Origin of the sequence: Gabonibacter chumensis (assembly GCF_024741215.1) — a bacterium.
GTDB lineage: Bacteria > Bacteroidota > Bacteroidia > Bacteroidales > Marinifilaceae > Gabonibacter > Gabonibacter massiliensis.
Map to the genome: position 1 here is coordinate 164,468 of NZ_JANSKB010000003.1, position 25,229 is coordinate 189,696.

Sequence of the window (25,229 nt, forward strand, 5' to 3'; positions counted from 1 at the left end):
AAGGCCCTTGTTCCCAAGGGCTTTTTTATTTATTTACCATGTAGGCAAACAAAACATTGTACGGTCTCCGGGGAGATTTTATCGCCGCTTTTATTTCATTTGCCTGTAATTGACCGCGTAAAGGACAATAAACAGCAAGACAAAAAAGCCGGAAGTAAGGAATGAGACCCAGACGATCATCGAAAAACCTGCATAATAAGGAAGTACGAACAAAGCCAAAATCTGAGCTGCCGAATAAATATAAAACCCGACCTTTCTCAAATTAAACATAAAAATAGCCCCGATCAAACTAAACAAAGACAAAAACAAACCGGACAGATTAATCGCTGTTGCATGCAGGGCTGTCACTTGCATAAGATCCATGCTCGAATTCATCCATGCTTTAAGAAAACCGGAACCCGAACTTCCGCTACTTTGATACAACTGCTGTATTTCCATTGCAGAATTCTGAAGCCCCGCTGTAAACAATCCCATTAAATTACTTAAAATTCCCCAGCCACTCCCGATAAAAGTCAGGATACAAAGTACCGTTAAAAAGGCCGAACGTTTCGGTTTACTCGTTTCAAAAGGATTTTCCATAGTATTCAAAATTAAATTTGAAATCAAATATATAAAATATTAGAACTATTTTACCATATATTTATAATTTGCATAATACATCAAAACAAAAGCCGCATTGACCAATAAACCCAATACATTATAAATAAGAAATATCGACACGAATTGCACGGTCGTGTATACAAAAAAACCGAATTTATCCAATCGCCACATCCGATGTGCTCCATAAAGAGAAGCTCCGCTCAACACGAGTGAAATAAAAGAAGCCATCATTACAGTTTGCCCGGAAAGATACTCCTGGGGAACCATTCCATTCATCCAAAACAATTGCTCTATGTAACCGGATATCAATAGACTCACGAAGCTGACTAAAAGAGTGGATCCGCTACCGATAAAGGTCAGAATACAAAGTACGGTTAAAAAAGCAGGTCTTTCCGGTTCCCGGCCTCCTTCCCGGTTATCCGATACATAACTTCGCCCCGTTTCCATCAATTCATACACTTCTTCGGAAGAAGCGCCGCCGGATAATTCTTTTTCTCCTATCTTCATTATTTTACCTTTTATATTTCAATTTCCTTATTCCTTACGAATCTACGGGATAAAGGGTTTTTAGGATTAAAAAAAAACTTGAAATACTTTGTTTACAACGAGTATTAATATAATTTTGGCAAAGATTTTAGAATGTCTATATATTAAAAATTTAAATAATGAAAAGAGATACACAAATTTTTGACCTCATTGATAAGGAGTGTCAACGTCAAAAACAGGGGCTGGAGTTGATTGCCTCTGAGAACTTCGTAAGCGATCAAGTAATGCAAGCCATGGGTTCCTGTTTAACCAACAAATACGCCGAAGGCTACCCCGGAGCGCGTTATTACGGAGGATGTCAAATTGTCGACCAAACGGAACAGCTGGCTATTGATCGCGCATGCCAACTTTTCGGAGCCGAATTCGCCAACGTACAACCCCACTCGGGAGCACAAGCCAACGCTGCCGTGTTCTTTGCTTGCATGAAACCGGGAGATACGTTCTTAGGGTTAGACTTGGCACACGGAGGCCATCTTTCCCACGGTTCACCCGTGAATCTTTCAGGTATCAACTACCATCCGGTAGCTTACCACGTGAAGGAAGAGACCGGTATGGTGGATTATGATGAGATGGAGCGATTAGCCATCGAACACAAACCCAAAATGATCGTATCCGGAGCATCCGCATACTCTCGCGACTGGGACTACAAACGTATGCGTGAGATTGCCGATAAAGTAGGAGCTTTACTGATGTGTGACATGTCTCATCCGGCCGGTTTGATTGCCAAAGGATTACTGAATAACCCGATGGAATATTGTCATATCGTAACTACCACGACCCACAAAACACTTCGCGGTCCCCGCGGCGGTATGATCCTTCTCCCTAAAGATTTCCCAAATCCATGGGGTTTGAAAACACCGAAAGGAGAGATCAAAATGATGTCGCAGGTAATTAATTTCGCCGTTTTCCCCGGACAGCAAGGAGGACCGCTCGAACACGTGATTGCCGCTAAAGCCGTCGCTTTCGGTGAAGCGTTATCCGAAGAGTATACCAATTATGCCAAACAGATGTTAGCAAACTCCAAAGCCATGGCAAAAGCGTTCATGGACAAAGGATACAAAGTAATCTCCGGAGGTACTGACAATCACTCCATGTTAATCGATTTAAGAACCAAATTCCCGGATTTAACCGGTAAAAAAGCCGAAAATACATTGGTATTGGCAGACATCACGATCAATAAAAATATGGTACCGTTCGATACGCGTACCCCGTTCTCCACATCCGGTTTGCGGGTAGGTACTCCTGCCATTACGACCCGCGGCTTGAAAGAAGAACATATGCCTGTCATCGTGGATATGATCGACCGGGTATTAAGCAACGTCGATAACGCCGATGTAATTGCACAAGTAAGAAAAGAGGTAAACGCCATGATGAGCGACAGACCGATGTTCGCTTGGTAATATTATCGAATACGAATATAAAAAAGCTGCTTTTGAAGCAGCTTTTTTATTCGTGTTTTCGACAAATGAGGAATACATCCAACCTTTTGATCGTCCGGTTAATTATTCGGCCAAACATAAACTTTCGGTGTCTTTATCATCCTATTTTTATCTTAAATTGCCATTTAAAACCTTGCAAGGAACTACTTCCCCGTAATACCATTTTTCTGCTTCAGCCTTAAGTGCCTATTGAAAACAAATCAGATCTTCAGTCGTAATATTCGTGGGCAAAAATTTGGTAGCATCTCCTCCGTTCATAACAATATCCCGCACGATGGTCGAACTGATAAAGGTATGTTCCGGAGAAGTTAACAAAAATACGGTTTCAACGGAAGAATCCATAGCTTTATTTATCTGCCCCACAGCTCTTTCATATTCAAAATCAGCAGCCGTTCTCAAGCCCCGAATGATAAAACCGGCTTCTATCCGGTTACAATAATCAACCGTTAAGCCGGAATAACTCTCCACTCGAACCCGTTCTATACCCTTAAATACTTTCTGTATGATGGCAATACGAGTATCTATATCCAAAAATTCCCTTTTGACGGCATTGATACCTACAGCCACAATAATACGGTCGAATATCTTCAATCCTCTTTTGACGATCTCCTCGTGTCCCACGGTAAAAGGATCGAATGAACCCGGAAATACGGCAATTTTTTCCATTACAATTCATTTATGATTAAAAACAAACCCTAATTTTCTCATTTGCACACACATAGAATACAATACACAAGCAACTTCCCCCACATATTACAAATTAAAACTATTTTTCTGAATTAACAAAGGAATTGTTATTATTTCTCCTCGATTTCATTGAAAATTATTAGGATAAAAAAATAACTTTAGATATATTTGTGAAATAGTAAAATACAACACATAACAATTAATTCTTATAAAACATGGCACAAAAATTACTAATCAGAGACTTAACTCTTAGAGATGGTCAACAATCTGCTTTTGCGACACGAATGAAACAAGAACAGGTAGACCGGGTATTACCTTACTACAAGGATGCAAACTTCTATGCAATGGAAGTTTGGGGTGGTGCCGTTCCCGACTCTGTAATGCGTTACTTGAATGAAAATCCCTGGGATCGTTTGGAAAAAATCAAAGCCGGTATCGGAGACGTTTCAAAATTAACCGCTTTGTCGAGAGGTCGTAATCTTTTCGGTTATGCTCCATACACGGATGAAATCATCGAAGGTTTCTGTAAAAATGCTATCGAATCCGGACTTGGGATCATGCGTATATTCGATGCGTTGAATGATGTCAATAACGTAAAATCGACCATTAAATACGTGAAGAAATACGGCGGTATAGCTGACTGTGCAGTTTGCTACACCATTGATCCGAAGTATCCGAAACTCAGTTTAATGGATAAATTGAAGGGAAAGAAAAACCCGGAACCGGTGTTCACCAACGCTTATTTTTTAAACAAAGCCAAAGAGATGGAAGCTCTCGGGGCTGATATGATCACTATTAAGGATATGAGTGGTCTGATCAACCCGGCCCGGATTGCAGAGTTAATTCCGTTATTTAAACAAAATCTGAAAATTCCCGTCGATTTCCATACGCACTGCACTCCCGGATACGGGTTGGGAGCTGTATTGATGGCTATCGTCAAAGGAACCGATATCGTAGATACCAATATATGGAACTTCGCAGGCGGTCCTGCCGCTCCCGCTATCGAATTGATTTACATCTTCTGTCAGAAGTTAGGTATAGAAATGGATGTAAACATGGAGGCTGTAGCTAAAATCAATAAAGAACTTTACACGATCCGTAAAGAACTGGAAGCTTTCGACGCTGTTAAACAATTCCCGAAACCGTTCAATCCGCTCACGGACAAATTACCGGCGGAAGTGGATAAAGAGTTTGACAAAGCCATCGAAGCCGCAAAACAGAATAACGAAGAGGCATTGTTGAATGCCTGTCATGCCATCGAGGCTTATTTCAATTTCCCGAAACCGAACGAATTGGTTAAGAAAGCTGAAGTTCCCGGAGGTATGTATACCAATATGGTCGCTCAATTGAAGCAATTGAATGCCATGGATATATTGGAAGATGCCATGAAGTTGATCCCGACGGTTCGTTTAGCAGCCGGTCTTCCTCCTTTGGTTACGCCAACAAGCCAAATTGTCGGAGCACAAGCCGTAAACTGTGCTTTGGATATCAAAAACGGCAAACCCATGTATTCTAATGTATCCAACCAATTCGTTGCTCTTGTCAAAGGTGAATACGGAAAAACTCCGGTTCCCGTCGATCCCGCTTTTCGTCTGAAAATTGCCGGAACACGGGAAGAAACACCGTATGATACTTCAAAATACCAAATGCAGGAGAATCCCGTGTTGACGGCATTCGGAGGTGTTAAATTAGCGGAAAATGAAAAAGAAGTACTTCTGCTCGAACTCTTCCCGGCTGTCGCTAAAACGTTCCTAACCAAACAAAAAGAGGCTCGTTATATGGCTACTCATAAACAAGAGGAGACCCAATCCGCAGTCGAGGAGAAAAAAGAGGAACCGATTACAGGAAAAGTAGTTGAAGCTCCCATGCCAGGAAGCATTTTCAAGATTTTGGTAAAACCGGGAGATATCGTGGCTAAAGGACAAAACGTACTCATACTCGAGGCAATGAAAATGGAAAACAGCATTGCCACGGATTATGCCGGCAAGGTTAAACGAATCTTAACAAAAGAGGGAACAACCGTTGCAGCAGGCAGTAAACTAATCGAGATCGAGGTGTAAGCCTTCATTAAATAATTTTGAAAAGAGTGGCTTCCTTTAAGGGAAGTCACTTTTTATTATTACTTTTGCCGCAAATAACAAGGCGCCATGAATAAAACCAACCATCCCCGAAGACACAAACCTCAGATACGTCAATTTACGGTCGGAGAGGAAATTGAACTTTTGTCCTATCTATTCAAACAATTCCCGGAAAAGAGCAGAACAACCGTAAAATCCATATTGAGCAACCGACAGGTCAACGTGAACGGCCAAGTTACGACACAATTCAACGAGCCGTTAAAACCGGGGGATTATATTTCCATAAACATGGAAAAAGGAAACGTTGAATTTTCCAGTCCGCATATGGACATGGTGTATGAAGACTCCGACCTTATTGTTATCAATAAAAAGAGCGGTCTACTCTCCATGGCTACCCAAAATGAAAAAAAGAAAACAGCCTATCATATTTTAAGTGACTACGTCAAATCCATTGATCCACAGAATCGTATATTTATCATCCACAGATTAGACAGGGAAACCTCCGGTTTAATGATGTTCGCCAAAAATCAGCAAACACAGGAAAGAATGCAACAACACTGGAACGAAATGCTTCTTGAAAGGAAATACGTGGCCATTATTGAGGGGGAACCGGAAAAAGCGGAAGATCAGGTATCGACCTATCTTCAAGAAAATGAAGCCATGAATGTTTATACCTCCGACCGGGGAAAATGGGCCGTTACCCACTATAAAGTAATTAAATCCAATCGTCAGTACTCATTGGTTGAACTGGAATTGGAAACCGGACGCAAGAATCAGATCCGCATTCACATGGCAGAAATAGGACATCCCGTAACCGGAGACACCAAATACGGCGCACGCAATAACCCGATTAACCGTTTAGCCTTACATGCCCGTCAATTGAAATTCATTCACCCCTCAACCGGTCAGGTTATGAATTTTAGAACAGATGTTCCGAAACGTTTTAGTCTGCTCGTAAAGAACCGAACAGGTAATTAACGAAGTACCTGTTCAATTCGTATCTACGGTTAAATCCGCTTTAATCACTCTACCCGCTGATATTCCGAATCCTCTCGGTCTCCAGGAAGATTAAAGATCAAAAAGTGCAACTTTTCATTAAGTCTGACGATACAAGAGAGTATGAAACTTCGGGTAAAAACTATCTTAACCCGTATTAAACCGGGTTCGGCTATCGCAAAAGGCATCGTGGTACTACTCTCTTGTCTGCTGGGAGCATACATCACGGGAAGGTTCCATGAAGGTTCCAAATATATGGGAGCAATGCTTGCCGCCATTTCCGGAATTGTGGTGCTTCAAGATGATTTCAAGACATCCATCCACCAGGGATGGTTGCGAGTTGCAGGCACGTTTATCGGAAGTTGTATCGCTTACGCCTATCTTACCTGGTTTCCTTTTACCATTACAGGAATGGTGATCTCCGTACTCATTCTCGATTTGTTATGTATGGCGATCGGACTTCCTGACGGCAGCAAAATGGCCGCTATTACCTTAGTAGTAATCATGATTGTCTCTATCATGTCACCGGATATTTCTCCCCTGCTAAACGGTCTGTTGAGATTTACGGAAGCGACCGTCGGGGCCCTGATTGGAATTACCCTGGCCTGGATATTGCAACGTATCCCTGCTAAAAAAGGCTCCTGATCTCATTTATTACTCATTTTGAATTATCTTTGTAAAAATCCCATATCCATGCATGCAGAATTATATTATCAAGATAAAATAGCAGAAGCGACCTCACAGGTAAAGAAATTGAAAGCAACGCGTAACTACATTACATTTACCAAGATCATACTCTTTTTACTGATCATCTACTTTTTATATTCCCTGCTTACGACGGGAAACCTTTTTGCATTATACACCGGAATTCTTTCCATAATACTCTTCGTCTATATCAATTATACGGAAACCAAATTGTTACAAAAAATAACCTACTATACCGAATTACGTCATGGTGCAAAAATAGAGGTAGAGTACTTGGCGGGAGATTCGACGCACCTGCCTAAGGGAGACAAATTCAAAGATCTATCGCATGCCTACTCTCACGATTTGGATCTATTCGGAGAAAACTCGCTTTTTCAATCCGTCAACCGGACGGTTACCCCTAACGGGACTCAAAAACTCTCCGAGTGGCTGTGTTCCCCTCTAAAATCTAAAGAAAGAGTGCTACAAAGACAACAAGCCGTTCAGGAGTTAAGCGAAGATCCGGACTGGTGTCACAGTTTCAGAGCTATCGGTGTCAGCCATAAATTATCCGGTATCGCCATAAAAGAGATTCGGGAATGGTCCGAAGAACAATTACGACTCCCTACCGCCATGCTCCAACTATCCTACTATCTTCCGATAGTGACAATAGCAGGCTGGAGCTTATGTCTGTTTTCAATCATACCCTTTTCTTTACCGCTTTTATTATCGTTTATTCAATTAACGATCGTTCTCTCTTCCGCGAAAAAAATAAACCGGGTCCAACACCAACTGGATCAATTTATCCATTCGTTCAGCAATCTTCACCGATTGATGCAACACGTTCGATCCAAACAGGTAGATTCGGAGCGACTGAAAGAGATATATTATAAACTATACGAGCAAAAATACAACGCAGAAGAAGCATTCCGTTCGCTTCACAAAACATCGGAAAGTTTTGACCAGCGGGGCAATATATTAGCCGCCATACTGTTGAACGGACTTTTCATGAAAGATGTTCATCTTATCCGCCGATTAACTAAATGGAAGGAAAAATATGCCTCCTTCATCCCGGAATGGTTAGAATCAATAGGAGAATTGGATGTATTCGTGAGTCTCGCCAATTACCGCTTCAACCATCCCGATTACATCTTTCCCATTCCCGACGACGAGGTTATCTTACGCGGAGAAGCAATAGGTCATCCGATGCTCCCGGCATCGCAACGGATTGTCAACGATTTCCAGGTAGCACGTTTGCATGAATTCTATATCGTCACGGGAGCCAACATGGCAGGAAAGAGCACGTTTTTACGCACAATAGGCACTAACCTGATTTTGGCTAATTGCGGTTGCGTCGTATGTGCCAAAACCTTCCGTTTTCAGCCCATAGCTATCTTTTCAAGCATGAGAACTGCCGATAATCTGGCTAAAGGAACCTCCTATTTCCACGCAGAGTTATTGCGTCTGAAGCAATTGGTCGAAACAGCCGAAAAAGAAGATAAACTCTTTATTATTTTAGACGAAATTTTAAAAGGAACTAACTCGGTCGACAAATTGAACGGCTCGCGCCTTTTCCTACAAAAATTGCTATCTCTTCCTGTTTCCGGCTTAATTGCAACCCACGATTTAGAATTAGGAAAGTTGGCGGATGTATTTCCTCGGCACTTTATCAATAACTGCTTTGAGATCGCACATTCCGGAACGGAAATAAGTTACGATTACAAATTAAAGCCGGGAATCAGCCAAACAATGAATGCCTCCATTCTTTTAAAGAAAATGGGACTGGTATAACTTTATTTTTGTCATTCCGTTATACCCAGAAAACGAAATGATATGAATACAATACAAATCGTAAGCATTTGCTTCATCACCCTTTTTTTGTCGGGTTGCAAACCACAGAAAACGAAAGAAGAAGAACAGCCGAAGCATACTACTTTTCCGGCACAAACAGAATTATCCATACCACATTATTTTAACGGAGAGTTTTCGCTCATACGGGAACATCCGGTTCTCACGGACTGTGCCACAGGAAACCGATTAACAATCACCATGGACAGCATCGCGAAAGAGGTTATCGAAAAATACCGAAAAATTCAAAAGGGTACAAACACAAGTCTATTAGGGGTGTTCGAAGGTTCACTCTCTTTCTCGAACGATATCGAAAAGAATCAAACACTCCAATTGACACTGACCGATTTTATTCGTTTCGATACGGTAAACGATTGCGATCCGCAAAGAAAGATTACCGGTGAATACGTGGCATTAATTCCTAATCGACAACAACCGACAGATAAATTTACCCTGAACCTTCATCCGGATTATACTTATACCTTCACCATTTTCAACATGTTGTCTAACTCTACCCGGAAAGCAAAAGGGTATTGGTATCAGTTATCCGAAGATATGATCGCTTTAGAAATAACACCCCTTACCAATTACCGGAACAAAGCGTATATCAATTACAGTACAAAAGAGCTTACCTTTATCAACAGCAAACGAGTATATCACCATCAAGAAGAGTAGATCCGCTCCACGGGAACATATACTTGATCCGACAAATCGATCATGGCATTGATCAAAAATACCCCTTGATAACGGGTGAGATCCGCAACACGAATCTCTCTTTCACGGACAATCCCTTCCCGCAACAGACGCTGACGCCGGGTTCCGTTCAACAAGAAAGCGGAAGGAGTATAGAGGCCGTCGCAGGCTCGAAAGACAACATTTGAAAATGAAGTGTCTGTTATCTGCCCTTGTTTCACGATCAAAACCTCATCACGATCTCCCCGACGATCAGACAATCTCTTTAAAGCATCCCGGTCCGTAGACTTAAAAGGGTAAACAATCTCGTTGTCCTCCACTAATTTCAAACTGGCAATTTTCCGAATATGATAAGGAATAAATTCCACTTCCCGAATAACATAATCGTAAATAATCCGACACTTTACAACCCCCTCCCGTAAATCTTCGGGAACTATCAATTCATCCGGTATGAAAACGATTTCCCGTCTGAAAAAAACAACAGAGGTCTCTTTCATTCGAGCCACATGGAATGAAAAATTACAAAATTCACCGTCAATCACTAGTATGGTCTCAATAAATGCAGACATCCGTTTCCCGTTAAAAAGGTAAATACACTTTTTCCAATACCTCCTCGTATTCACTTCGGCAAGAACTATTGATCGTTATTCCTCCTCCGCTACGAAAATAACGTTTCCTTCCCTTCTCCTCTATAAAACGAATCATCACGGCCGTATCCAAACGCTTCCCGTCGTACAAGCCAAAAACTCCCGTATAAAATCCCCGCTTTTCTCCCTCGGCACGAGATATAATACGTAACGTAGCAGGTTTGGGTGCTCCCGATATGGAACCGGCCGGTAATAAGTCAAACACGATATCTCCCAAGAAAGTTTCATAATGTTCCGGCAAACGGCCCGTAATCTCCGAACTGACTTGCAGGATATCCCCATTACTGGTATGTAAGCGATCCACGTATCGAAAACGTTCCAGTCTTACTTGTTCCGACACCCGATTCAAATCATTACGGATCAAATCCACTATCGTATTGTGTTCCGAACGCTCTTTATAGTCGGATAATATCACCTCTTCGGCAAAAGGAACAGAAGCATCGATAGTCCCTTTCATCGGGTTGGAAGAGATCCTGCCCTCCTCTATCAACACGAAACGTTCCGGGGAGAAACAAACAAAATTCTCCGGTATACATAACCGGTACAAAGCGTGACTTTGATGAAATATCTCCACCAAAGACCAACAGGTCTCGACCTCTGTTGCCACCGTCAGGTTCGATAAAAAGGAATCCCCCCGCAACAATCCTTTCCTTACCTCCCTGAATTTACGTTCGTACTCCTCGAAAGCAATCGGATTTTTCACTAATGCTTTTTGCTCACCGTTTATCTTAGCACGCTCCACGTTAGAAACTCCCCGTACATCAAAAAGAATATTTTGTTGTTCCAAGGGACTCTCGATAAAAAAACCGCGAGTCAATTCAAAATCAACCCCGAAAAGAAAAGAGGATCCGGATGCTCCGGCCCGATTCATTAATTCTTTGACTTTATTCGCTGATTCCATCATATTTTTGGGGGTCTGCTCCCTTTATATGTTCCGGTAATTTACGTTTTAAAGCGGGAGAATAAAAAAAATGCTTCAAAAACAGGACCGGCTCCGGCCCTTCCGCATTATAAAAACTCTCCAAATAACGATTGAACTCCTGACGACTCACTGCCGCTCTCCCGCATCCCGCATCGGTAATATCATAAAAACTGATCGTAACATCCCTTCGCGGCAAAAAAAACAGGCCATTAGCCAAAACATAAAAAATTCCCTTCAAATAAGTCCATAAAAAGTTAGGAGATTCCCCGTTCCAAGCCTTGGACCACATGCTACCCCATAATCCCCGAATACGGACGCCGATGATACGGGTATTCTCCGGCAATTGCCGGCATACTTGCCAGGCACTCTGTTTATTATAAATCCGTTCATACCCTTGACCGGCCAATTGACCTGCCGGATAAATCAACATACTATGACCATGGGCGAGAGCCTCAAGTACGTTTTTATAAAGATTGGCTACTACCTCTATCCCCTCCCGGCTTTTTTCCAGATCCGGAACGGATACGACCCCCATCAAACGAAATATCGGCTTCAATATCCAAAATTTACAATAAGCTTCCGTCACCAAAGGGGAAGCTTTCGTGTATTTATATAAATGAGCAAAAATCAATTGAGGATCAACCGTTGCCTGATGATTAGGCAAAAACAATTTCGTTGAAGAAGAGATTAAAAGTTCGGTTCCCTCCAATTTCACTCTATACCTCAATGCCAGCAGATAACGATATATAGCAGCAAACACTCTTACCATTATTTCCGTATTTTTAAATTCTTAAATCTCTCTCTCATCTCTTTCACCTGCTTATACAAAACAAAAGTCATGAAAAATGTCAACATAGCTAAAAACAAAAATATATATTCGGTATCCCATAACATCTCCATCGTTCCGAAGCAACCGGAGGCAACAAGCATGAATAAAAAGGTGATCAGATTGGAATAAGCCAACATGTCTCCCAACTCCCTTCCTTTCACATTCGCCTGTATCCAGGCATCCAAAGGCACTTTATACATCCCGCTGCAAAAAGCAGCTGAAAATACCAATAAGGCAAAAGCAATTCCTTGCAGATCAAACAAAAAAATAATGGCAAAAGCAATTCCTGTCATCACCCCACCCAACGTAACCAATCCCAATTCTACCTCCCCGTGAGAAAACACTCCCGCCAGGTAACACCCCGCTCCGATTCCGATAGCAGCCAACGACATGACCATACCGGTTTCTGAATCGCTCATCTCCAACTCTCCCCGACAATAAACGATCAAGGTCATCTGAATCATCGAACCGATAAACCAGAATACAGCCAATCCCACGACAATCAGATTCAACCCTTTAAAATCCCTCGCACGGATATACATATCCCGAACGAATTTAACCGGATTCAAAGTTTCATGACTCTCTTTCAACGGTTCGCTCTCCCGGACCCGAATCGCTAAACTACAGCCCCATCCCAAAAAGGCAATCACGAACAACAACCCGCATAATCCTAAAATACTCACACTCTCGGAGAGAAAAGCAGCTAACAGAGTCCCCGATAGTATTCCGACAAAAGCAAACATCTCCATGGTCCCCGACCCGAAAGATATACCTTTTTCACCTCCGATATCCCGAATCAACCCGTACTTGGAAGGAGAAAAAAGCGCACTCTGCAACCCCATCAACAAAATAGCAATCAATACAATAGAAGTCGATGTCATCAATAATCCCAGACTTGCCACAGCCATAATCCATAATTCGGCAAATTTCGCCCACACGACAATTTTACGCTTCTTATAAATCTTGGCCAACCGACCGGCCAAAGGCGAAAACAGCAAATAGGGAATCACCAAGGCGGCAGATGCTAAAGTAACGACCATCGATTCATGCTCCTTTCCGACCCAAGCAATACATATAAAACACGCCAAAGTCTTCAGGAAGTTATCATTCAATACCCCCAAATAGTTTGTAACAAAGAGAGGCAACCAATTTTTATTTTTACTCATAATCCGAATTTATCGCATCATTTACCTTTATCACCCCCGCATTTCGGACCAAAGGTATTTAATTTTATCATTTAAACCGGTGAAAAAAACTAAAAATAGCCCTGTTTTCTCTATTTTTGTCCCCCGTAAAAGGAAGCTTCAAGCATGAAAAACATATTGGTAATCGACAATTACGACTCATTCGTGTATAATCTGGTCCAACTCCTGAAAGAAAACGGGAAATGCAGATTCGATATCGTTCGAAACGATAGCGTTGATTTCACTCGACTAAGCCTATACGACGGTTTACTACTTTCTCCCGGCCCGGGAATACCCGCTGAAGCCGGGGATCTGCTTCGTGTCGTCAATCAGTGCAAAACGACTCATTCGATTTTAGGAATCTGTCTGGGACATCAGGCCATCGCGGAAAGTTTCGGCGCAAAATTAGAACGATTGCCCTTTCCCAAACACGGACACGAAAGCCCTTTAATCATACAAGATACCGAAGATCCGATTTATCGTAATCTTCCGCCCCAGGCTGTTATCGGGCGCTATCACTCTTGGACGGTAAACCCTTCTACCCTCCCTCCTCCTCTTAAAGTCAGCGCCATCGATGAAGAGGGACATATCATGTCTTTTTATCACCCGGCCCTCCCCATTCATGGTCTGCAATTTCACCCCGAATCCATCATCACTACCATCGGCCCCCTCATTATAAACAATTGGATAGATTAATTGTTAAAAAAAACATATAATTCACAAAGTCAACATCGTAAATAAGATATATTCTTATTCTATTTCGCTCGTATATCACCTAAAATCAATAAATATACTTACCCGTTTTGTTTTTATAAATATTTATACAACACTCGTATTATATAATTTATTAAATACAATCACATTATTCCTGATTCAAATACGACGAGATAAACCATTAAAAAATCATTTATCAACGAAAAAAACATTACTTATTAAACAAGTAATTTTATTACTCTTCATAATTCGTTGCAGTATTTCCGATTTTGCCGCCATAGAAGACATCGTTCAATTAGTTGTATTGGTTGCCCCAAAAACAATCACGCACCAAGCCCGAATCACAGCAACGTCGAGTAATACTGTATCACAGGAATATAGCGTTAAGATAAGAAATAATGACAATGTTATACCAATCACCGTTCCATTCAGATTAAGACCGGTCTCTAAATCTTTACTCGAAAAGATCTGGAGATTTTTTATTCCGGAAAAAGGGTCCCGCTCCGGAAAGAATAGCGATCCCAATAGTGTAAACATATCATACATCCGATGTTAAAGAATTAGACAGCAAACACGTACTCCACAGACCCAACATTCTAATTATCAACCAATAATTAAAACAGCACAACATTTGATGCAATCGAGTAATATTCAGGAACACATATATTACAATTGTACATGATTAATTTTACCCGTACATTCAGAATAATCTTCCGAAACAAAGGATTGACATGGATCAACATTACCGGGCTAAGTCTGGGATTAGCCATAGCCCTATTTTTATTGGTATACCTCAAATTCGAGTTTTCATATGATAAACACTTCAAGGACGCGGACCGGATCTATAAAATATTGTGTGCATGGAAAGAAAGCGGATGCACGGAATATTACGCCACGAATATCGACCTCTTAGCTTCTCAACTCATTAAAGAGGTTCCAGAAATAGAGACTGCCTGTCGATTATACAATCTCGGTATAATAAATGTAAGAAACAAAGACAAGGAAAAAACAGGCGTAAAAGCTTACATGGTAGATTCGACCTTCCTGCAAATTTTCAATTTCAAACTTTTAAACGGGAATCTGAACGGAGCCCTGGACGAGCCCAACACTTGCATTATTACCCGCTCCACGGCAAATCGTTTTTTCAGTACAGAGACCGATCCCATCGGAAAAAGTTTAATCGACGACGACAATAAATCAATCCTGAAAATAGTAGCCGTCATAGAAGATATACCGGCAAACACGCACTTCAATTTTGATTTGATTACCAAATTACCAGAATTCGATTGGGGCGGTTTGGCGTATCATACCTATGTCAAATTTCGTCCGGGAATAGATCAAAAAGCTGCTATCGGCAAATGCAACGCAATAAATAAAAAGTTATTAGAATCAAGATTTATCTCCGATAATTATGAATTCGGAAGTGCGATGGAATCCTTATTGGACATTCATATCCAATCGAAAGCAGATTATGATTTAAAACGCAAAGCGGATAAAACCAATCTTATTTTTATCATTTTAATCACCCTATTCATCTTAGCGATAGCTCTCTCCAATTTTATCTCTCTTTATGTCATTCAGGGAGAAAAACGTTCCAAAGAAATCAGTATACGTAAAACAAACGGGGCAAGCCGAATCCATATTGCCGGTATGTTATTCGGCGAAACCTTCATCGTTACATCCATCGCTTTCCTTATTGCTATTATATTATATTTCTCTTTTTCAAGTACGTTTACCTCATTGCTTAATTTCAATCTGCCAGAAGAGATAAGTATAGATTGGTTTATGTGGGGCAATTTTATTCTACTCTTCCTGGTAGTAAGTTTTATTGCCGGCAGTTATCCGGCTTATTACCTATCTCGCTTTAATCCCGTCGAGTTAATTTCCAAATCAACGTTACGAAAATATAAATTAACAGCCACCTCTGTTGTCGTACAATTTGCTGTAGTTATATTTTGCATTTCAGCCCTGCTCGTTGTCTGGAGACAACTAAATTTCATGAAAGCAATGCCTCTGGGGTTCGAAACTGAAAATATACTGACAATAAACATCACCTCCCGGTTATCCCAATACAACGCGTTATACTCCGATCTACTACGATGCCCAGAAATAGAAAACATCTCTGTCAGTCAAGGAGATCCTTTGGATGGATATAGCGAAGAAGGTATCCGAAAAATGGGACAATCCGAAAAAGAAGAATTGAGTATACGCGACAGAAGAACGGGTCCCGGTTATTTCAGTCTATTTCATATTCCGATTTTAGAAGGTCGTAGCTTTATCTACGAGAATCAGACAGACTCCAAAAGTCTGATTCTGAATGAAACAGCCGTAACCGATCTCGGATTAAAAGAACCGGTAGGACAAAATATCATTTTCAACGATCAAATTTTCAAAATTATCGGAATCGCCAAAGATATCAAAACATCGGCCCGAGAAAAAAACGAACGGTTAGCTTATACGGCTTACGCGACGACCTATTGGACACTTGCGGTAAAATTTAAACCCGACACCTACCAGAAAACGAAAATGAATGTCAATAGCATTATAGAAAAATACTTTGCCCAAACACCCTATACCTCCATCCTTATGAGTGATGCCGTTCGATACCAGTACAAGCAGGATGAAATCACATCCCGTATTCTAATAAGCGGTTCGATCCTGGCGATAACTTTAGCTTCACTCGGTTTATTGGCTCTAAGCGGATTTGTAACCCGACAAAAGAGAAAAGAGATCAGTATACGCCGGGCTATGGGAGCCCAAATAAACGAGATCATATACGATCTGAACAAATACATCCTACTTCGAGTATTGCCCGCATTTCCCATCGGCATTATCCTGAGTTATTTTATTATGAGACATTGGTTACAAAATTTCGAATACTCCATTACCCTGAGCTGGTGGATTTTCGGCATTTCATTACTACTCACGTCACTCATCGCATTATTGACTATATTATATCAAAGTATTCGGTCGGCTACAAAAAATCCGGCCGAGGCACTAAAAAATGAATAAAATTTCTTTAACTATTTTTATACGGATCTCTTAAATCCGGCAACGAGATTATCCAATAATTAATTTCTGGCTATAAAGAGCGGTTTGGATTGTGACTTGCTCCTGTCAAATCCGAACCAGTACGTTTCGGTTTCAAAGGGGAGACGATAAAGACGCATGACCTCCGTCCACTCCCCTTCCAACACCTCCAGGTTTCCCGGCAAACGACTATCCCATGCTTCTAAACGCCCGCTCGGCTCTTTGGTAAAAGGTATTCCGGCCGCAATCCATGCCACTGCTATTTTCGGCAAATAAGAGGGATATGCCCCGCTACAAAATCGATATAACAACACACCTCGTTTTTCCAAACTTAAAGGTTGTTCTAAAAGTTCCTGATTTTCAAGCCAAAAAAGAAACTCTTCCAAAAAACAAGGATGATCGGTGACGAGCTGACGAATCACTTTTTGCCAAGCCAAAGCGTTATAAAAACCGTCTATCAAACGGGAAAGCAGGCGGGCTCGTCTCAAGTCGCCAGCAGACATGACCGTCGTTTGTAAAACTTCATAAGGAGGATCCGGAGAATAGATAATTCCCCACTCTTCTGCCCGCTCTCGCATCACCGTTCCCGGTAACAATTTCAATAATTCCAACTGAATCTCGCTTGTCCCGAAAGAGACCAAGGTTCTCACGTCTTCAACTATTTCCCTTAGGGAATATAAAGGTAAACCCGCTATCAAATCCGCGTGGACCACGAGATTAGAAAGAGAGGACAAATAACGCAATCCTTCCAAAGCGGCCCCTATATTCCCAATCCTCTGACACGTCTTCAATACCTTTTCCCGTAAACTCTGTATTCCGGCTTCCAAATGCAACAAACCTTCCGGCATCTCCCGGAGCAAGTTCATTACCTCTTCGGAAAGCAATGCCGGATGAATTTCCAGATGAAAATGCATTTTTCCGGCATATCCCCGGAACAAAGACAGAAGTTCTACGGCACGCCGGGAACTCCCGTTAAAAGTACGGTCCAGCAACCGGATGTCCCGGATACCCCTTTTCCGAATAAGATCCAACCTCTCCCGAATACGCTCGACAGGCAAGGTACGTACCGGCTTCTCTCCCCCGCTCACGCAAAAAGTACAGGTATTAAAACACCCTCTGGTCGTTTCCAACTGCACGAAAGGTTTAGTCCAATCAAAAAAGATACTTTGCTCCGGCAAAGCCAAACTGTCGAAAGCTTTAATCTTAGCGATACCATTATCCCGATACACCCCTGCTTCATTCAACCAACACAATCCGATAATCTCCTCCCATCTATCCGGTTGCTTATACACGGCTAACCATTCGTGAAACCCTACTTCTCCCTCCCCCCGAAACACGCAATCGATAAACGGATAGGTTCTTAAATAAGCCTCGTTATCACCCAACATCTCCGGTCCTCCCAATATAACAATACAATCCGGTAGCAAAGCCTTTACCCGTATAATAATTTTACGCAATACTTCGTGAGTAAATAGCCAGGCCGTGGCCGCCAAAACTTGCGGAGCATACCCGACGATTTCCGTCACAACACTCCCCACGTTCGAATTGATCGTAGCCGGAACCCGACACCACTCCACATCAGTCTTCGTCCCCGGTTGCTGAGCGTGAATTGCCGGTAAAGCCAATGATGAATGAGCATACGAAGAGTTTAAATCCAACCAGAGTAATCGCATAATCCTGTTTTTATTCTTTCACAAAGATAGACGATCTAAAGAAAAAATACGATGTATCGTCCCACAAAAAAGCCATTCGTCAAAACGAACGGCTTTTTGATTACAAATTGTAAATGAATAACCTCTCAACCTGCAAGTTGTTTTATTTTGTTCCATGCACGTGAACATCCATCTGTGGGAACGGAATATTCAGATTCTCTCGAGCAAATGTTTTGTAAACTTTCTCGTTCATATCAAAAAATACCCCCCAATAATCGGCGGCGTTTACCCACGCCCGTACAACGATATTGACGGAACTGTCACCCAAAGAGGTAAGAGCTATAAAATAAACAGGGGTTTTCAATACCCGAGAATCCTCATCCAACAATCTGCCTATAACCTCTTTGGCCTTATCGTAACTATCCCCGTACGCAATACCGAACTGCCAATCCACACGCCGGGTCTCCTCTTTAGAATAATTTTTCATGATACCGGTAGAAAGTCCCCCGTTGGGAATAATAATGATCTTATTATCTGCAGTCGTTACAATGGTATTGAATATCTGAATCTCCTTTACCGTACCGCTTTGTCCCTGAGCCTCGATAAAATCCCCTACCTTAAAAGGTTTGAACAACAAAATCATTACTCCGCCTGCAAAGTTTTGCAATGTACCGCTCAATGCCATACCGATAGCGACACCGGCAGATGCAAACAGGGCTATGAATGAACTGGTCTCTATTCCCAACACCCCGATCACGATAATGATCAACAATAAATTTAACGTGATACTTACCAAACTTTTCACAAAAGAAGATAAAGAAGCTTCTACCTTTCTTTTCTCAAGAATAGTAACCAGCAATCGATTCAATTTTTTTACAATCCAACGCCCTACAAGAAGAACGACCAATGCAATCAATAACTTTGATCCTAAAGACACTCCCAAATCAATCACTTTAGTTAAAAAAACATCCCATGACATAGCTGATGTCGAACCCAAAAACTCATTCATAATTTAATTTTTACTTCATTAAACTTTTCAATATTTCACAAATATATAAACCTTTATTTAAAACGACAAAATAAGATTATCTTGTCGCCTTGTTTAATATACTATCCTTATAACTATCAAAAAAAGTAACAGCCGAATCATTAAATACCGTATACCGATCCTTTACAAAAATAACGGCTTTATCCGGATTCACGACGAAGTTCCTGTATTTTGTCATAATAGATAACGATTCCCGTATTCCGTTTAAAGACGCGTAACGACACAATCGATTCGTGATTACAAAATGCCATAAGAATCCTTTTATCCGGGGAGGAAGTATCGCGTAATGCCTTATTAAATTCCAATAAAATCCCCCTGCAAAACGTTGCAGAGACTTAGAGGTATATCTTTCAAAATTAACAGCCAAGAAATGGTCAAAAAAGATATCCGTCAACACTCCGGAATAACGTCCGAAATCAGGTCTCAATAATAAAACAGCTTCCCGCACCGAAGGATGCCCATCCGCGTATTGATCCATTCGACGATGCAAGGCGATACCTTCGCGTATACGTTCCGGATAGTGATCGTAACTTCCTTTCACCGCATCTCCGATAAAATTTCCAAGCTGAATGTCTTCATCTTCCCCGGAAAAAAGTATATGGGCCAAATAATTCATCTACTCGTCGATTTACATGTAACGACAACAATTCTCCAACACTTTCCGGGAAAGCCGTTCCATGCATTGAGCAGAGTGTCCGGAAACCCGATCGGTAAATAAAACATTTCCCAAAGGCAATAGAGAATTTTTTAAATTTCCCATTCCTACTTGATCGCACACGTAAAAATTACCTGTCCCTGCCAACCACTCGACCAAAGCCTCACCATCGAAAGTGGGGCCCACCGATGTATTAAAAAATACCTTTCCTTCTCCAAGAGCAGCAAACTCATCTCTTCCCAAAACAAAAGTATTCCTCGGCAAGCAAGTCCCCAAAATATCCACCTGTCGTAACAACTCGTTCAATGGCAAATACGTTATCCCTTCCTGTTCTGCCTCCTGTTTACGACGACGATTATAGTAATACACCTCCGCACCTAAAAACTTCAACCCTTTGGCAATCATACTTCCCGTTCGTCCCAAACCAATTATCCCGACGTTCAACCCGGTCAGCTCGTAAGCCTCGTCTCTCCACCGTTGTTTTCCGAAACCATGCAACAGCCGAACCAATTCGCTGATCACGTATTCGACAACCCCTTCATCCCCATAATCGCAAATTCCGGTCACAACAATTCCATGCTCCCGGGCCGCCACCACATCGACATTCGCACTTTGTTCACTATATAAAGTACAACACATCCCTATATATCGAATAGAAGGACATGCCTCTATCACTTCCCTGTCAATCCGGGTATTATAGGATACCAATACCCCATCGGCATCACCAATACGCTTTACGAGAACCTCATTATTCACCGGTATATCCCCGTATTCATCGACCTGACGGGCAAACTTCCTCAAACCCTGTATCGCCCAGGGTCTCAATCCGGTAGAATCTACTATCACGATCTTCTCAAACATACTTTTTACATTAACGAGGCAAAATTACAAAAATCCTTGCTGAAAGAGGATCGTTTTTAAGAACGAAATTTATTACATTTGTCCTAAACCTGTGATCAAATCATGAGATACGTACTATTTATTGGATTTCTATTCATATGGGCCACTTTTTCTTCTTGCGGTACAAGCCGACAATTAGCCTCCAATAAACAACAAAGGGCACAACTGTCCCGGAAGCTCGGTTTCACCGTGAATCGGAAAGACGACCTACGTCTATTCGAAGAGGTTACCACTTGGTTAAGAGTACCTTATCGATACGGGGGAACCACTCGAACCGGAGTTGATTGCTCCGGTTTTGTCGGGGCCGTTTATAAAAATGTATATCACAAAAAATTAGAAAGGACCGTTGCGCATATTTTCCAAAAAGACTGTAGGCGTATCGGAAAACATAAACTAAAATCCGGAGATCTGCTTTTCTTTACCCTTTCGAAGAAAAAGAAAAAAAGACTGACACATATGGGTATCTTCCTAAAAAACGGTTATTTTGCCCATGCTAGCGTATCCAAAGGAGTCATCATCAGTCACCTGAGTGATCCTTATTACAAAAAAGGTTGGAAAAAATCCGGACGGGTATGGTAATTTATCCCTTGCTCTCCCGTCGATACGAGTAGAAAACGAAGCTATTACTGACCGAATAGCGATCAGCTTCGTTATGGTTTTCTCTTTTAATATATTTTCGAACCAAAACTTTCACTACTTTTGAATATATAAAAACAAAAATTATTCCATGAACGGATTATTTATAGGCTTATCAACCATAGATTTGATTTATTACGTTGAAAAAACCGTATATGCTAATGAAAAGATAAATGCCAAAGAGATTGTATTATCCGGCGGCGGACCAGCCTATAATGCCGCCGTCACCTTTTCGGCATTAGGGAACAAAAGTCTATTGATCAGTGGAATAGGTACTTCTTCTCTTTCAACTATTATTCATAAAGAACTAAAAGATTTCCACATCTCTTGTATCGATGGTTTTAAAGATTCTCCCCAGACGCTTCCCGTATCCTCCATACAAATCACTCCTGACGGGGAACGTGCCGTATTAACCAATTCCGGTCCGCGTTCTTTACAGCCGGAACAACTACCCGGAGATATCCCTCCCGATACCTGTATTTTGTTGACTGACGGACATTATTTAGAATCGGCCATACATTTTTCCCAAATAGCTTATCAGCAAAAGATTCCTACCATTTTAGACGGGGGAAGCTGGAAAAAAGGAATGGAAAAATTATTACCATGGATAAACGTCATCATCTGTTCCGATACGTTTCGTATTCCTTCCGTTGCAGATAACTATTTGGAAAAAAAGGCTTATTTGTACCATGCTGGCCCCCAAAAAGTAGCTTTTACACGTGGAGCAAACTCCGTTCTGGCTTTCGAGAACAATCTGCAAACAGAGATTACCGTTCCCGCCTCTCCCGTTGTCGATACCTTAGGTGCAGGAGATATTTTCCATGGAGCCTTTTGTCATTACTATATAGGGCACTTCGACTTTTTAAAAGCTTTAAAACAAGCTTCCGAAATAGCCAGTCTCTCTTGTAAATACAAAGGAACCAAAGCCTGGATCGATCAGTTAAACCAATAAACAGGTCAAGACGAGATCGTTTTGACCTGTTCCTTCATTAAATGAATAAATTCACGTTCGCCTCCTCCGCCCTCTCTAAATAAGTCGCCACACCTCCCACATTCACTCCCTCCAACAACTCTTCCGGCCCTATTCCCATGACCTCCATCGACATCTGACAAGCAATGAATTCCACTCCACTTTGTCGGGCCTGTTGAATTAAACTCTCCAGAGAATCGATCTTTTTACTCTTCATGATCCTTCTCATCATCCAGCTTCCCATGCCACCCATATTCATTTTAGACAAGGACAGCTTCTTACTGCTCGAGGGGAGCATCCAATCGAACATTTTTCCGACCCAATCCTTTTCCGTCCTTCCCGGATGCTCTTTTTTGATCACGTTCAATCCCCAGAAAGTAAAGAACATCGTCACTTTACGTCCCGTCGATACCGCTCCGTTAGCAATGACAAACGATGCAATGGCCTTGTCCAAATCGTCACTAAAAACAATCAATGTCTTATTATCAGCCAAAAGCCTCTCTTTCTGCCGGAAAGAATCGCCTTTCTCAACAACTGCCGTAATAATACCTTTTTCCCGTTGCAAACTTACCACCTGATTTCCGGTCATCTTGGCCCACGAAACCACATCCCGATAAAAACCATTATCCGTTGCGGTCATCTTCATCCGCTCTCCCACCTTGAGATGCTCAATTTCTCCCTTCAATTTCATCACAGGCCCCGGACACTGCAATCCGCAAGCATCTATCGATACCGTTTGAGGTTCTTTCGCTTCTTTTTTCTCTTCCGTATTTGTTTCTGGCTTCGCCTGAACTCTATTACCTTGTTCCTGTATAGCCATCCTGTAGGTTTTCAACCCTCCGTTCAGATTCATGACCCGAAAACCTCTTTGTGAAAGAATCCTGGCGGCAATGTATCCCCTGAGTCCGACGGCACAAAAAACGACAATCGGCCGATCGGGGGTAATAGAATCGATCTCCTGCCTCAAACGATCCAACGGAATATTTATAGCTCCAGGAATACTTCCTAATGCATATTCATCCGACGTGCGAACATCGAGCAAAATAAATCCCTCTTTCCGAACCTCTTTTAAGTCTCGCCAGTCTATGGTTTGTACCTTTCCGCTCCACAAATTATCTGCCGCAAATCCAGCCATGTTTACCGGATCTTTAGCGGAAGAAAACGGCGGTGCATAAGCCTGCTCCAATTCCGCCAAATCGAACACGCTACCTCCACCACGCATGACCGAGGCCAGCATCTCCAATCGTTTATCCACCCCCTCGTACCCCACAACCTGTCCTCCCAGCAAACGTCCTCCCTCCGGAGAGAAGTTAATTTTAATTGTCAAGGGCATAGCCCCCGGATAATACCCGGCATGAGAAGAAGCATGGATGATCACATTCTGATAAGGAATACGATTTTTCTCTAACAATTTAGCCGCTACCCCGGTACTGCCGACCGTCATATCGAACACTTTGGCAATAGCCGTATTAATAGCACCTTTATAGGAATACCGATTCCCGTATACCATATTGTCAGCGCATATCCTTCCTTGTTTATTCGTCGGACCGGCTAAAAAAGACAACGAAGGGCGCCCAGTAACGGGATTCGGGAACTCAATGGCATCTCCGACAGCATAGATATCCGGATCAGAAGTTTGTAAATACTCGTTTACCCATATCCCGCCGGTCTCTCCAACCCTCAAACCTGCCATTGAAGCCAACCGATGATCGGGACGCACACCAATGGAAAGCAAAACCAATTCCGTTTTTAATCTATCCCCGCTACGCAACGTTACCAAAATAGTTTCTCCCTCCTTCTCGAAAGAGACCACAGCCTCTCCCAACCGCAAATTTACTCCCTGATCCTTCAACTCCTGATGAACAAACGTAGCCACTTCGTAATCTACAGGCGTCATAACCTGATCTGCCATCTCTACGATAGTCACTTCAATCCCCTGTTTTTTAATATTTTCGGCCATTTCCAAACCGATAAAGCCGGCTCCGACAACCAAAGCCCGCTTCACGCGATGTTCCCCTATAAACGTTTTTATCCGGTCCGTATCGGCTACGTTACGAAGGGTAAATATACCCGGATGCCGAACACCATCCAACGGAGGAAGAACCGGTTCCGCTCCCGGAGAAAGAACCAGTTTATCATAAACCTCTTCATATTCTCTTCCTGATTCTATATCCTTTATAAACACCTTCTTAGCATCCGGCAAGACATCCGTAACCTCCGACTTCACCCGTACATCTACCCGGAAACGAGCAGCAAAACTCTGAGGTGTTTGCACGAATAACTTGGAACGTTCGTCTATCACATCCCCGATATAATAGGGCAAACCACAATTAGCATAGGAGATATATTCTCCCTTTTCCAATAGAACAATTTCCGCCTCTTCATCCAACCGACGCAACCGAGCTGCGGTCGACGCTCCACCGGCAACACCCCCGATAATAATATATTTCATAACTTTCTTCCCTATTTAT

At 42.0% G+C, this 25,229-nt stretch carries 22 protein-coding genes; 10 read left to right on the plus strand and 12 right to left on the minus strand.

What is annotated here, in order from left to right:
- Nucleotides 1-90: 90 nt before the first annotated feature.
- Both NVS78_RS10175 and NVS78_RS10180 read right to left on the minus strand, forming a co-directional pair.
- A complete protein-coding gene (locus NVS78_RS10175) occupies nucleotides 91-579 on the minus strand; it encodes a hypothetical protein (protein WP_041502079.1) in 489 nt (162 codons plus the stop codon).
- A gap of 45 nt (nucleotides 580-624) precedes the next feature.
- Nucleotides 625-1,107: a hypothetical protein gene (locus NVS78_RS10180; RefSeq protein WP_041505404.1), complete on the minus strand. Its 483-nt coding sequence runs from the start codon at nucleotides 1,105-1,107 to the stop codon at nucleotides 625-627.
- A 158-nt stretch (nucleotides 1,108-1,265) separates the two neighbouring features.
- Between NVS78_RS10180 and glyA the strand changes: the two genes are divergently transcribed.
- On the plus strand, nucleotides 1,266-2,546 hold the full coding sequence (gene glyA, locus NVS78_RS10185; RefSeq protein ID WP_041502081.1) for a serine hydroxymethyltransferase: 1,281 nt from the start codon (nucleotides 1,266-1,268) through the stop codon (nucleotides 2,544-2,546).
- A 225-nt stretch (nucleotides 2,547-2,771) separates the two neighbouring features.
- On the opposite strand, the gene coaD is transcribed toward glyA, so the two are convergent.
- Nucleotides 2,772-3,251: a pantetheine-phosphate adenylyltransferase gene (gene coaD / locus NVS78_RS10190; protein WP_041502082.1), complete on the minus strand. Its 480-nt coding sequence runs from the start codon at nucleotides 3,249-3,251 to the stop codon at nucleotides 2,772-2,774.
- A 236-nt stretch (nucleotides 3,252-3,487) separates the two neighbouring features.
- Here coaD and NVS78_RS10195 point away from each other — a divergent pair, with 236 nt between their 5' ends.
- The 5 genes from NVS78_RS10195 (at nucleotide 3,488) to NVS78_RS10215 (ending at nucleotide 9,553) form a co-directional block, all read left to right on the plus strand.
- Complete coding sequence (locus tag NVS78_RS10195; protein ID WP_041502083.1) at nucleotides 3,488-5,332, plus strand: biotin/lipoyl-containing protein; 1,845 nt, start codon at nucleotides 3,488-3,490, stop codon at nucleotides 5,330-5,332.
- An 87-nt stretch (nucleotides 5,333-5,419) separates the two neighbouring features.
- Nucleotides 5,420-6,328, plus strand: a complete 909-nt coding sequence (locus NVS78_RS10200) for an RluA family pseudouridine synthase (RefSeq protein WP_041502084.1) — start codon at nucleotides 5,420-5,422, stop codon at nucleotides 6,326-6,328.
- A 141-nt stretch (nucleotides 6,329-6,469) separates the two neighbouring features.
- Nucleotides 6,470-6,991, plus strand: coding sequence for an FUSC family protein (locus NVS78_RS10205; protein ID WP_041502085.1), 522 nt, complete (start codon nucleotides 6,470-6,472; stop codon nucleotides 6,989-6,991).
- Between the two features lie 48 nt (nucleotides 6,992-7,039).
- Nucleotides 7,040-8,821, plus strand: a complete 1,782-nt coding sequence (locus NVS78_RS10210) for a MutS-related protein (RefSeq protein ID WP_041502086.1) — start codon at nucleotides 7,040-7,042, stop codon at nucleotides 8,819-8,821.
- A 42-nt stretch (nucleotides 8,822-8,863) separates the two neighbouring features.
- Nucleotides 8,864-9,553: a hypothetical protein gene (locus tag NVS78_RS10215; RefSeq protein WP_041502087.1), complete on the plus strand. Its 690-nt coding sequence runs from the start codon at nucleotides 8,864-8,866 to the stop codon at nucleotides 9,551-9,553.
- On the opposite strand, the gene NVS78_RS10220 is transcribed toward NVS78_RS10215, so the two are convergent.
- Genes NVS78_RS10220 through NVS78_RS10235 form a run of 4 tightly spaced genes read right to left on the minus strand, consistent with a single transcriptional unit; the run spans nucleotide 9,541 to nucleotide 13,135 of the window.
- Complete coding sequence (locus NVS78_RS10220; protein WP_041505402.1) at nucleotides 9,541-10,140, minus strand: aminotransferase class IV; 600 nt, start codon at nucleotides 10,138-10,140, stop codon at nucleotides 9,541-9,543. The genes NVS78_RS10215 and NVS78_RS10220 overlap by 13 nt on opposite strands.
- A gap of 10 nt (nucleotides 10,141-10,150) precedes the next feature.
- Nucleotides 10,151-11,122, minus strand: a complete 972-nt coding sequence (locus tag NVS78_RS10225) for an aminodeoxychorismate synthase component I (RefSeq protein ID WP_394341857.1) — start codon at nucleotides 11,120-11,122, stop codon at nucleotides 10,151-10,153.
- Nucleotides 11,103-11,909 carry a lysophospholipid acyltransferase family protein gene (locus tag NVS78_RS10230; RefSeq protein WP_286359105.1) on the minus strand — a complete coding sequence of 269 codons (807 nt, stop codon included), beginning with the start codon at nucleotides 11,907-11,909 and terminating at the stop codon, nucleotides 11,103-11,105. Before NVS78_RS10230 ends, NVS78_RS10225 begins: the two co-directional genes overlap by 20 nt.
- The gene (locus NVS78_RS10235; protein WP_286359106.1) at nucleotides 11,909-13,135 is read right to left on the minus strand and encodes an MFS transporter; all 1,227 of its coding nucleotides are present in this window, start codon (nucleotides 13,133-13,135) and stop codon (nucleotides 11,909-11,911) included. The genes NVS78_RS10230 and NVS78_RS10235 overlap by 1 nt, the downstream gene beginning before the upstream one ends.
- Before the next feature lie 144 nt (nucleotides 13,136-13,279).
- Between NVS78_RS10235 and NVS78_RS10240 the strand changes: the two genes are divergently transcribed.
- Both NVS78_RS10240 and NVS78_RS10245 read left to right on the plus strand, forming a co-directional pair.
- On the plus strand, nucleotides 13,280-13,849 hold the full coding sequence (locus tag NVS78_RS10240; RefSeq protein WP_286359107.1) for an anthranilate synthase component II: 570 nt from the start codon (nucleotides 13,280-13,282) through the stop codon (nucleotides 13,847-13,849).
- 696 nt (nucleotides 13,850-14,545) lie between these two features.
- The gene (locus NVS78_RS10245; RefSeq protein WP_286359108.1) at nucleotides 14,546-16,879 is read left to right on the plus strand and encodes an ABC transporter permease; all 2,334 of its coding nucleotides are present in this window, start codon (nucleotides 14,546-14,548) and stop codon (nucleotides 16,877-16,879) included.
- A 59-nt stretch (nucleotides 16,880-16,938) separates the two neighbouring features.
- Here the strand turns inward: NVS78_RS10245 and NVS78_RS10250 are convergent, their stop codons facing one another.
- From NVS78_RS10250 to NVS78_RS10265, 4 genes are all read right to left on the minus strand, one after another.
- Nucleotides 16,939-18,570 carry a B12-binding domain-containing radical SAM protein gene (locus NVS78_RS10250; RefSeq protein WP_286359109.1) on the minus strand — a complete coding sequence of 544 codons (1,632 nt, stop codon included), beginning with the start codon at nucleotides 18,568-18,570 and terminating at the stop codon, nucleotides 16,939-16,941.
- Nucleotides 18,571-18,712: 142 nt separating this feature from the next.
- The gene (locus tag NVS78_RS10255; RefSeq protein ID WP_286359110.1) at nucleotides 18,713-19,558 is read right to left on the minus strand and encodes a mechanosensitive ion channel family protein; all 846 of its coding nucleotides are present in this window, start codon (nucleotides 19,556-19,558) and stop codon (nucleotides 18,713-18,715) included.
- Nucleotides 19,559-19,634: 76 nt separating this feature from the next.
- Nucleotides 19,635-20,213 (minus strand): acyl carrier protein phosphodiesterase, encoded by a 579-nt coding sequence (locus NVS78_RS10260; protein ID WP_286359111.1) that lies wholly within the window; start codon nucleotides 20,211-20,213, stop codon nucleotides 19,635-19,637.
- 12 nt (nucleotides 20,214-20,225) lie between these two features.
- Nucleotides 20,226-21,113: an NAD(P)-dependent oxidoreductase gene (locus tag NVS78_RS10265; protein ID WP_286359112.1), complete on the minus strand. Its 888-nt coding sequence runs from the start codon at nucleotides 21,111-21,113 to the stop codon at nucleotides 20,226-20,228.
- Nucleotides 21,114-21,215: 102 nt separating this feature from the next.
- Between NVS78_RS10265 and NVS78_RS10270 the strand changes: the two genes are divergently transcribed.
- Together NVS78_RS10270 and NVS78_RS10275 are read left to right on the plus strand one after the other, a co-directional pair.
- On the plus strand, nucleotides 21,216-21,731 hold the full coding sequence (locus NVS78_RS10270; RefSeq protein ID WP_286359113.1) for a C40 family peptidase: 516 nt from the start codon (nucleotides 21,216-21,218) through the stop codon (nucleotides 21,729-21,731).
- A gap of 148 nt (nucleotides 21,732-21,879) precedes the next feature.
- Nucleotides 21,880-22,740 carry a PfkB family carbohydrate kinase gene (locus NVS78_RS10275; RefSeq protein WP_286359114.1) on the plus strand — a complete coding sequence of 287 codons (861 nt, stop codon included), beginning with the start codon at nucleotides 21,880-21,882 and terminating at the stop codon, nucleotides 22,738-22,740.
- Nucleotides 22,741-22,777: 37 nt separating this feature from the next.
- Here NVS78_RS10275 and NVS78_RS10280 read toward each other — a convergent pair whose 3' ends face one another.
- Nucleotides 22,778-25,210 carry an FAD-dependent oxidoreductase gene (locus NVS78_RS10280; RefSeq protein WP_286359115.1) on the minus strand — a complete coding sequence of 811 codons (2,433 nt, stop codon included), beginning with the start codon at nucleotides 25,208-25,210 and terminating at the stop codon, nucleotides 22,778-22,780.
- Nucleotides 25,211-25,229 lie beyond the last annotated feature (19 nt).

Coding starts and splice junctions, on each gene's coding strand:
- NVS78_RS10180 (WP_041505404.1), bottom strand. CDS start 1,107: ATGAAGATAGGAGAAAAAGAATTATCCGGCGGCGCTTCTTCCGAAGAA.
- NVS78_RS10205 (WP_041502085.1), top strand. CDS start 6,470: ATGAAACTTCGGGTAAAAACTATCTTAACCCGTATTAAACCGGGTTCG.
- NVS78_RS10265 (WP_286359112.1), bottom strand. CDS start 21,113: ATGTTTGAGAAGATCGTGATAGTAGATTCTACCGGATTGAGACCCTGG.
- NVS78_RS10195 (WP_041502083.1), top strand. CDS start 3,488: ATGGCACAAAAATTACTAATCAGAGACTTAACTCTTAGAGATGGTCAA.
- NVS78_RS10235 (WP_286359106.1), bottom strand. CDS start 13,135: ATGAGTAAAAATAAAAATTGGTTGCCTCTCTTTGTTACAAACTATTTG.
- coaD (WP_041502082.1), bottom strand. CDS start 3,251: ATGGAAAAAATTGCCGTATTTCCGGGTTCATTCGATCCTTTTACCGTG.
- NVS78_RS10175 (WP_041502079.1), bottom strand. CDS start 579: ATGGAAAATCCTTTTGAAACGAGTAAACCGAAACGTTCGGCCTTTTTA.
- NVS78_RS10245 (WP_286359108.1), top strand. CDS start 14,546: ATGATTAATTTTACCCGTACATTCAGAATAATCTTCCGAAACAAAGGA.
- NVS78_RS10215 (WP_041502087.1), top strand. CDS start 8,864: ATGAATACAATACAAATCGTAAGCATTTGCTTCATCACCCTTTTTTTG.
- NVS78_RS10250 (WP_286359109.1), bottom strand. CDS start 18,570: ATGCGATTACTCTGGTTGGATTTAAACTCTTCGTATGCTCATTCATCA.
- NVS78_RS10225 (WP_394341857.1), bottom strand. CDS start 11,122: ATGATGGAATCAGCGAATAAAGTCAAAGAATTAATGAATCGGGCCGGA.
- NVS78_RS10200 (WP_041502084.1), top strand. CDS start 5,420: ATGAATAAAACCAACCATCCCCGAAGACACAAACCTCAGATACGTCAA.
- NVS78_RS10275 (WP_286359114.1), top strand. CDS start 21,880: ATGAACGGATTATTTATAGGCTTATCAACCATAGATTTGATTTATTAC.
- NVS78_RS10220 (WP_041505402.1), bottom strand. CDS start 10,140: ATGTCTGCATTTATTGAGACCATACTAGTGATTGACGGTGAATTTTGT.
- NVS78_RS10230 (WP_286359105.1), bottom strand. CDS start 11,909: ATGGTAAGAGTGTTTGCTGCTATATATCGTTATCTGCTGGCATTGAGG.
- NVS78_RS10270 (WP_286359113.1), top strand. CDS start 21,216: ATGAGATACGTACTATTTATTGGATTTCTATTCATATGGGCCACTTTT.
- NVS78_RS10280 (WP_286359115.1), bottom strand. CDS start 25,210: ATGAAATATATTATTATCGGGGGTGTTGCCGGTGGAGCGTCGACCGCA.
- NVS78_RS10240 (WP_286359107.1), top strand. CDS start 13,280: ATGAAAAACATATTGGTAATCGACAATTACGACTCATTCGTGTATAAT.
- glyA (WP_041502081.1), top strand. CDS start 1,266: ATGAAAAGAGATACACAAATTTTTGACCTCATTGATAAGGAGTGTCAA.
- NVS78_RS10210 (WP_041502086.1), top strand. CDS start 7,040: ATGCATGCAGAATTATATTATCAAGATAAAATAGCAGAAGCGACCTCA.
- NVS78_RS10255 (WP_286359110.1), bottom strand. CDS start 19,558: ATGAATGAGTTTTTGGGTTCGACATCAGCTATGTCATGGGATGTTTTT.
- NVS78_RS10260 (WP_286359111.1), bottom strand. CDS start 20,213: ATGAATTATTTGGCCCATATACTTTTTTCCGGGGAAGATGAAGACATT.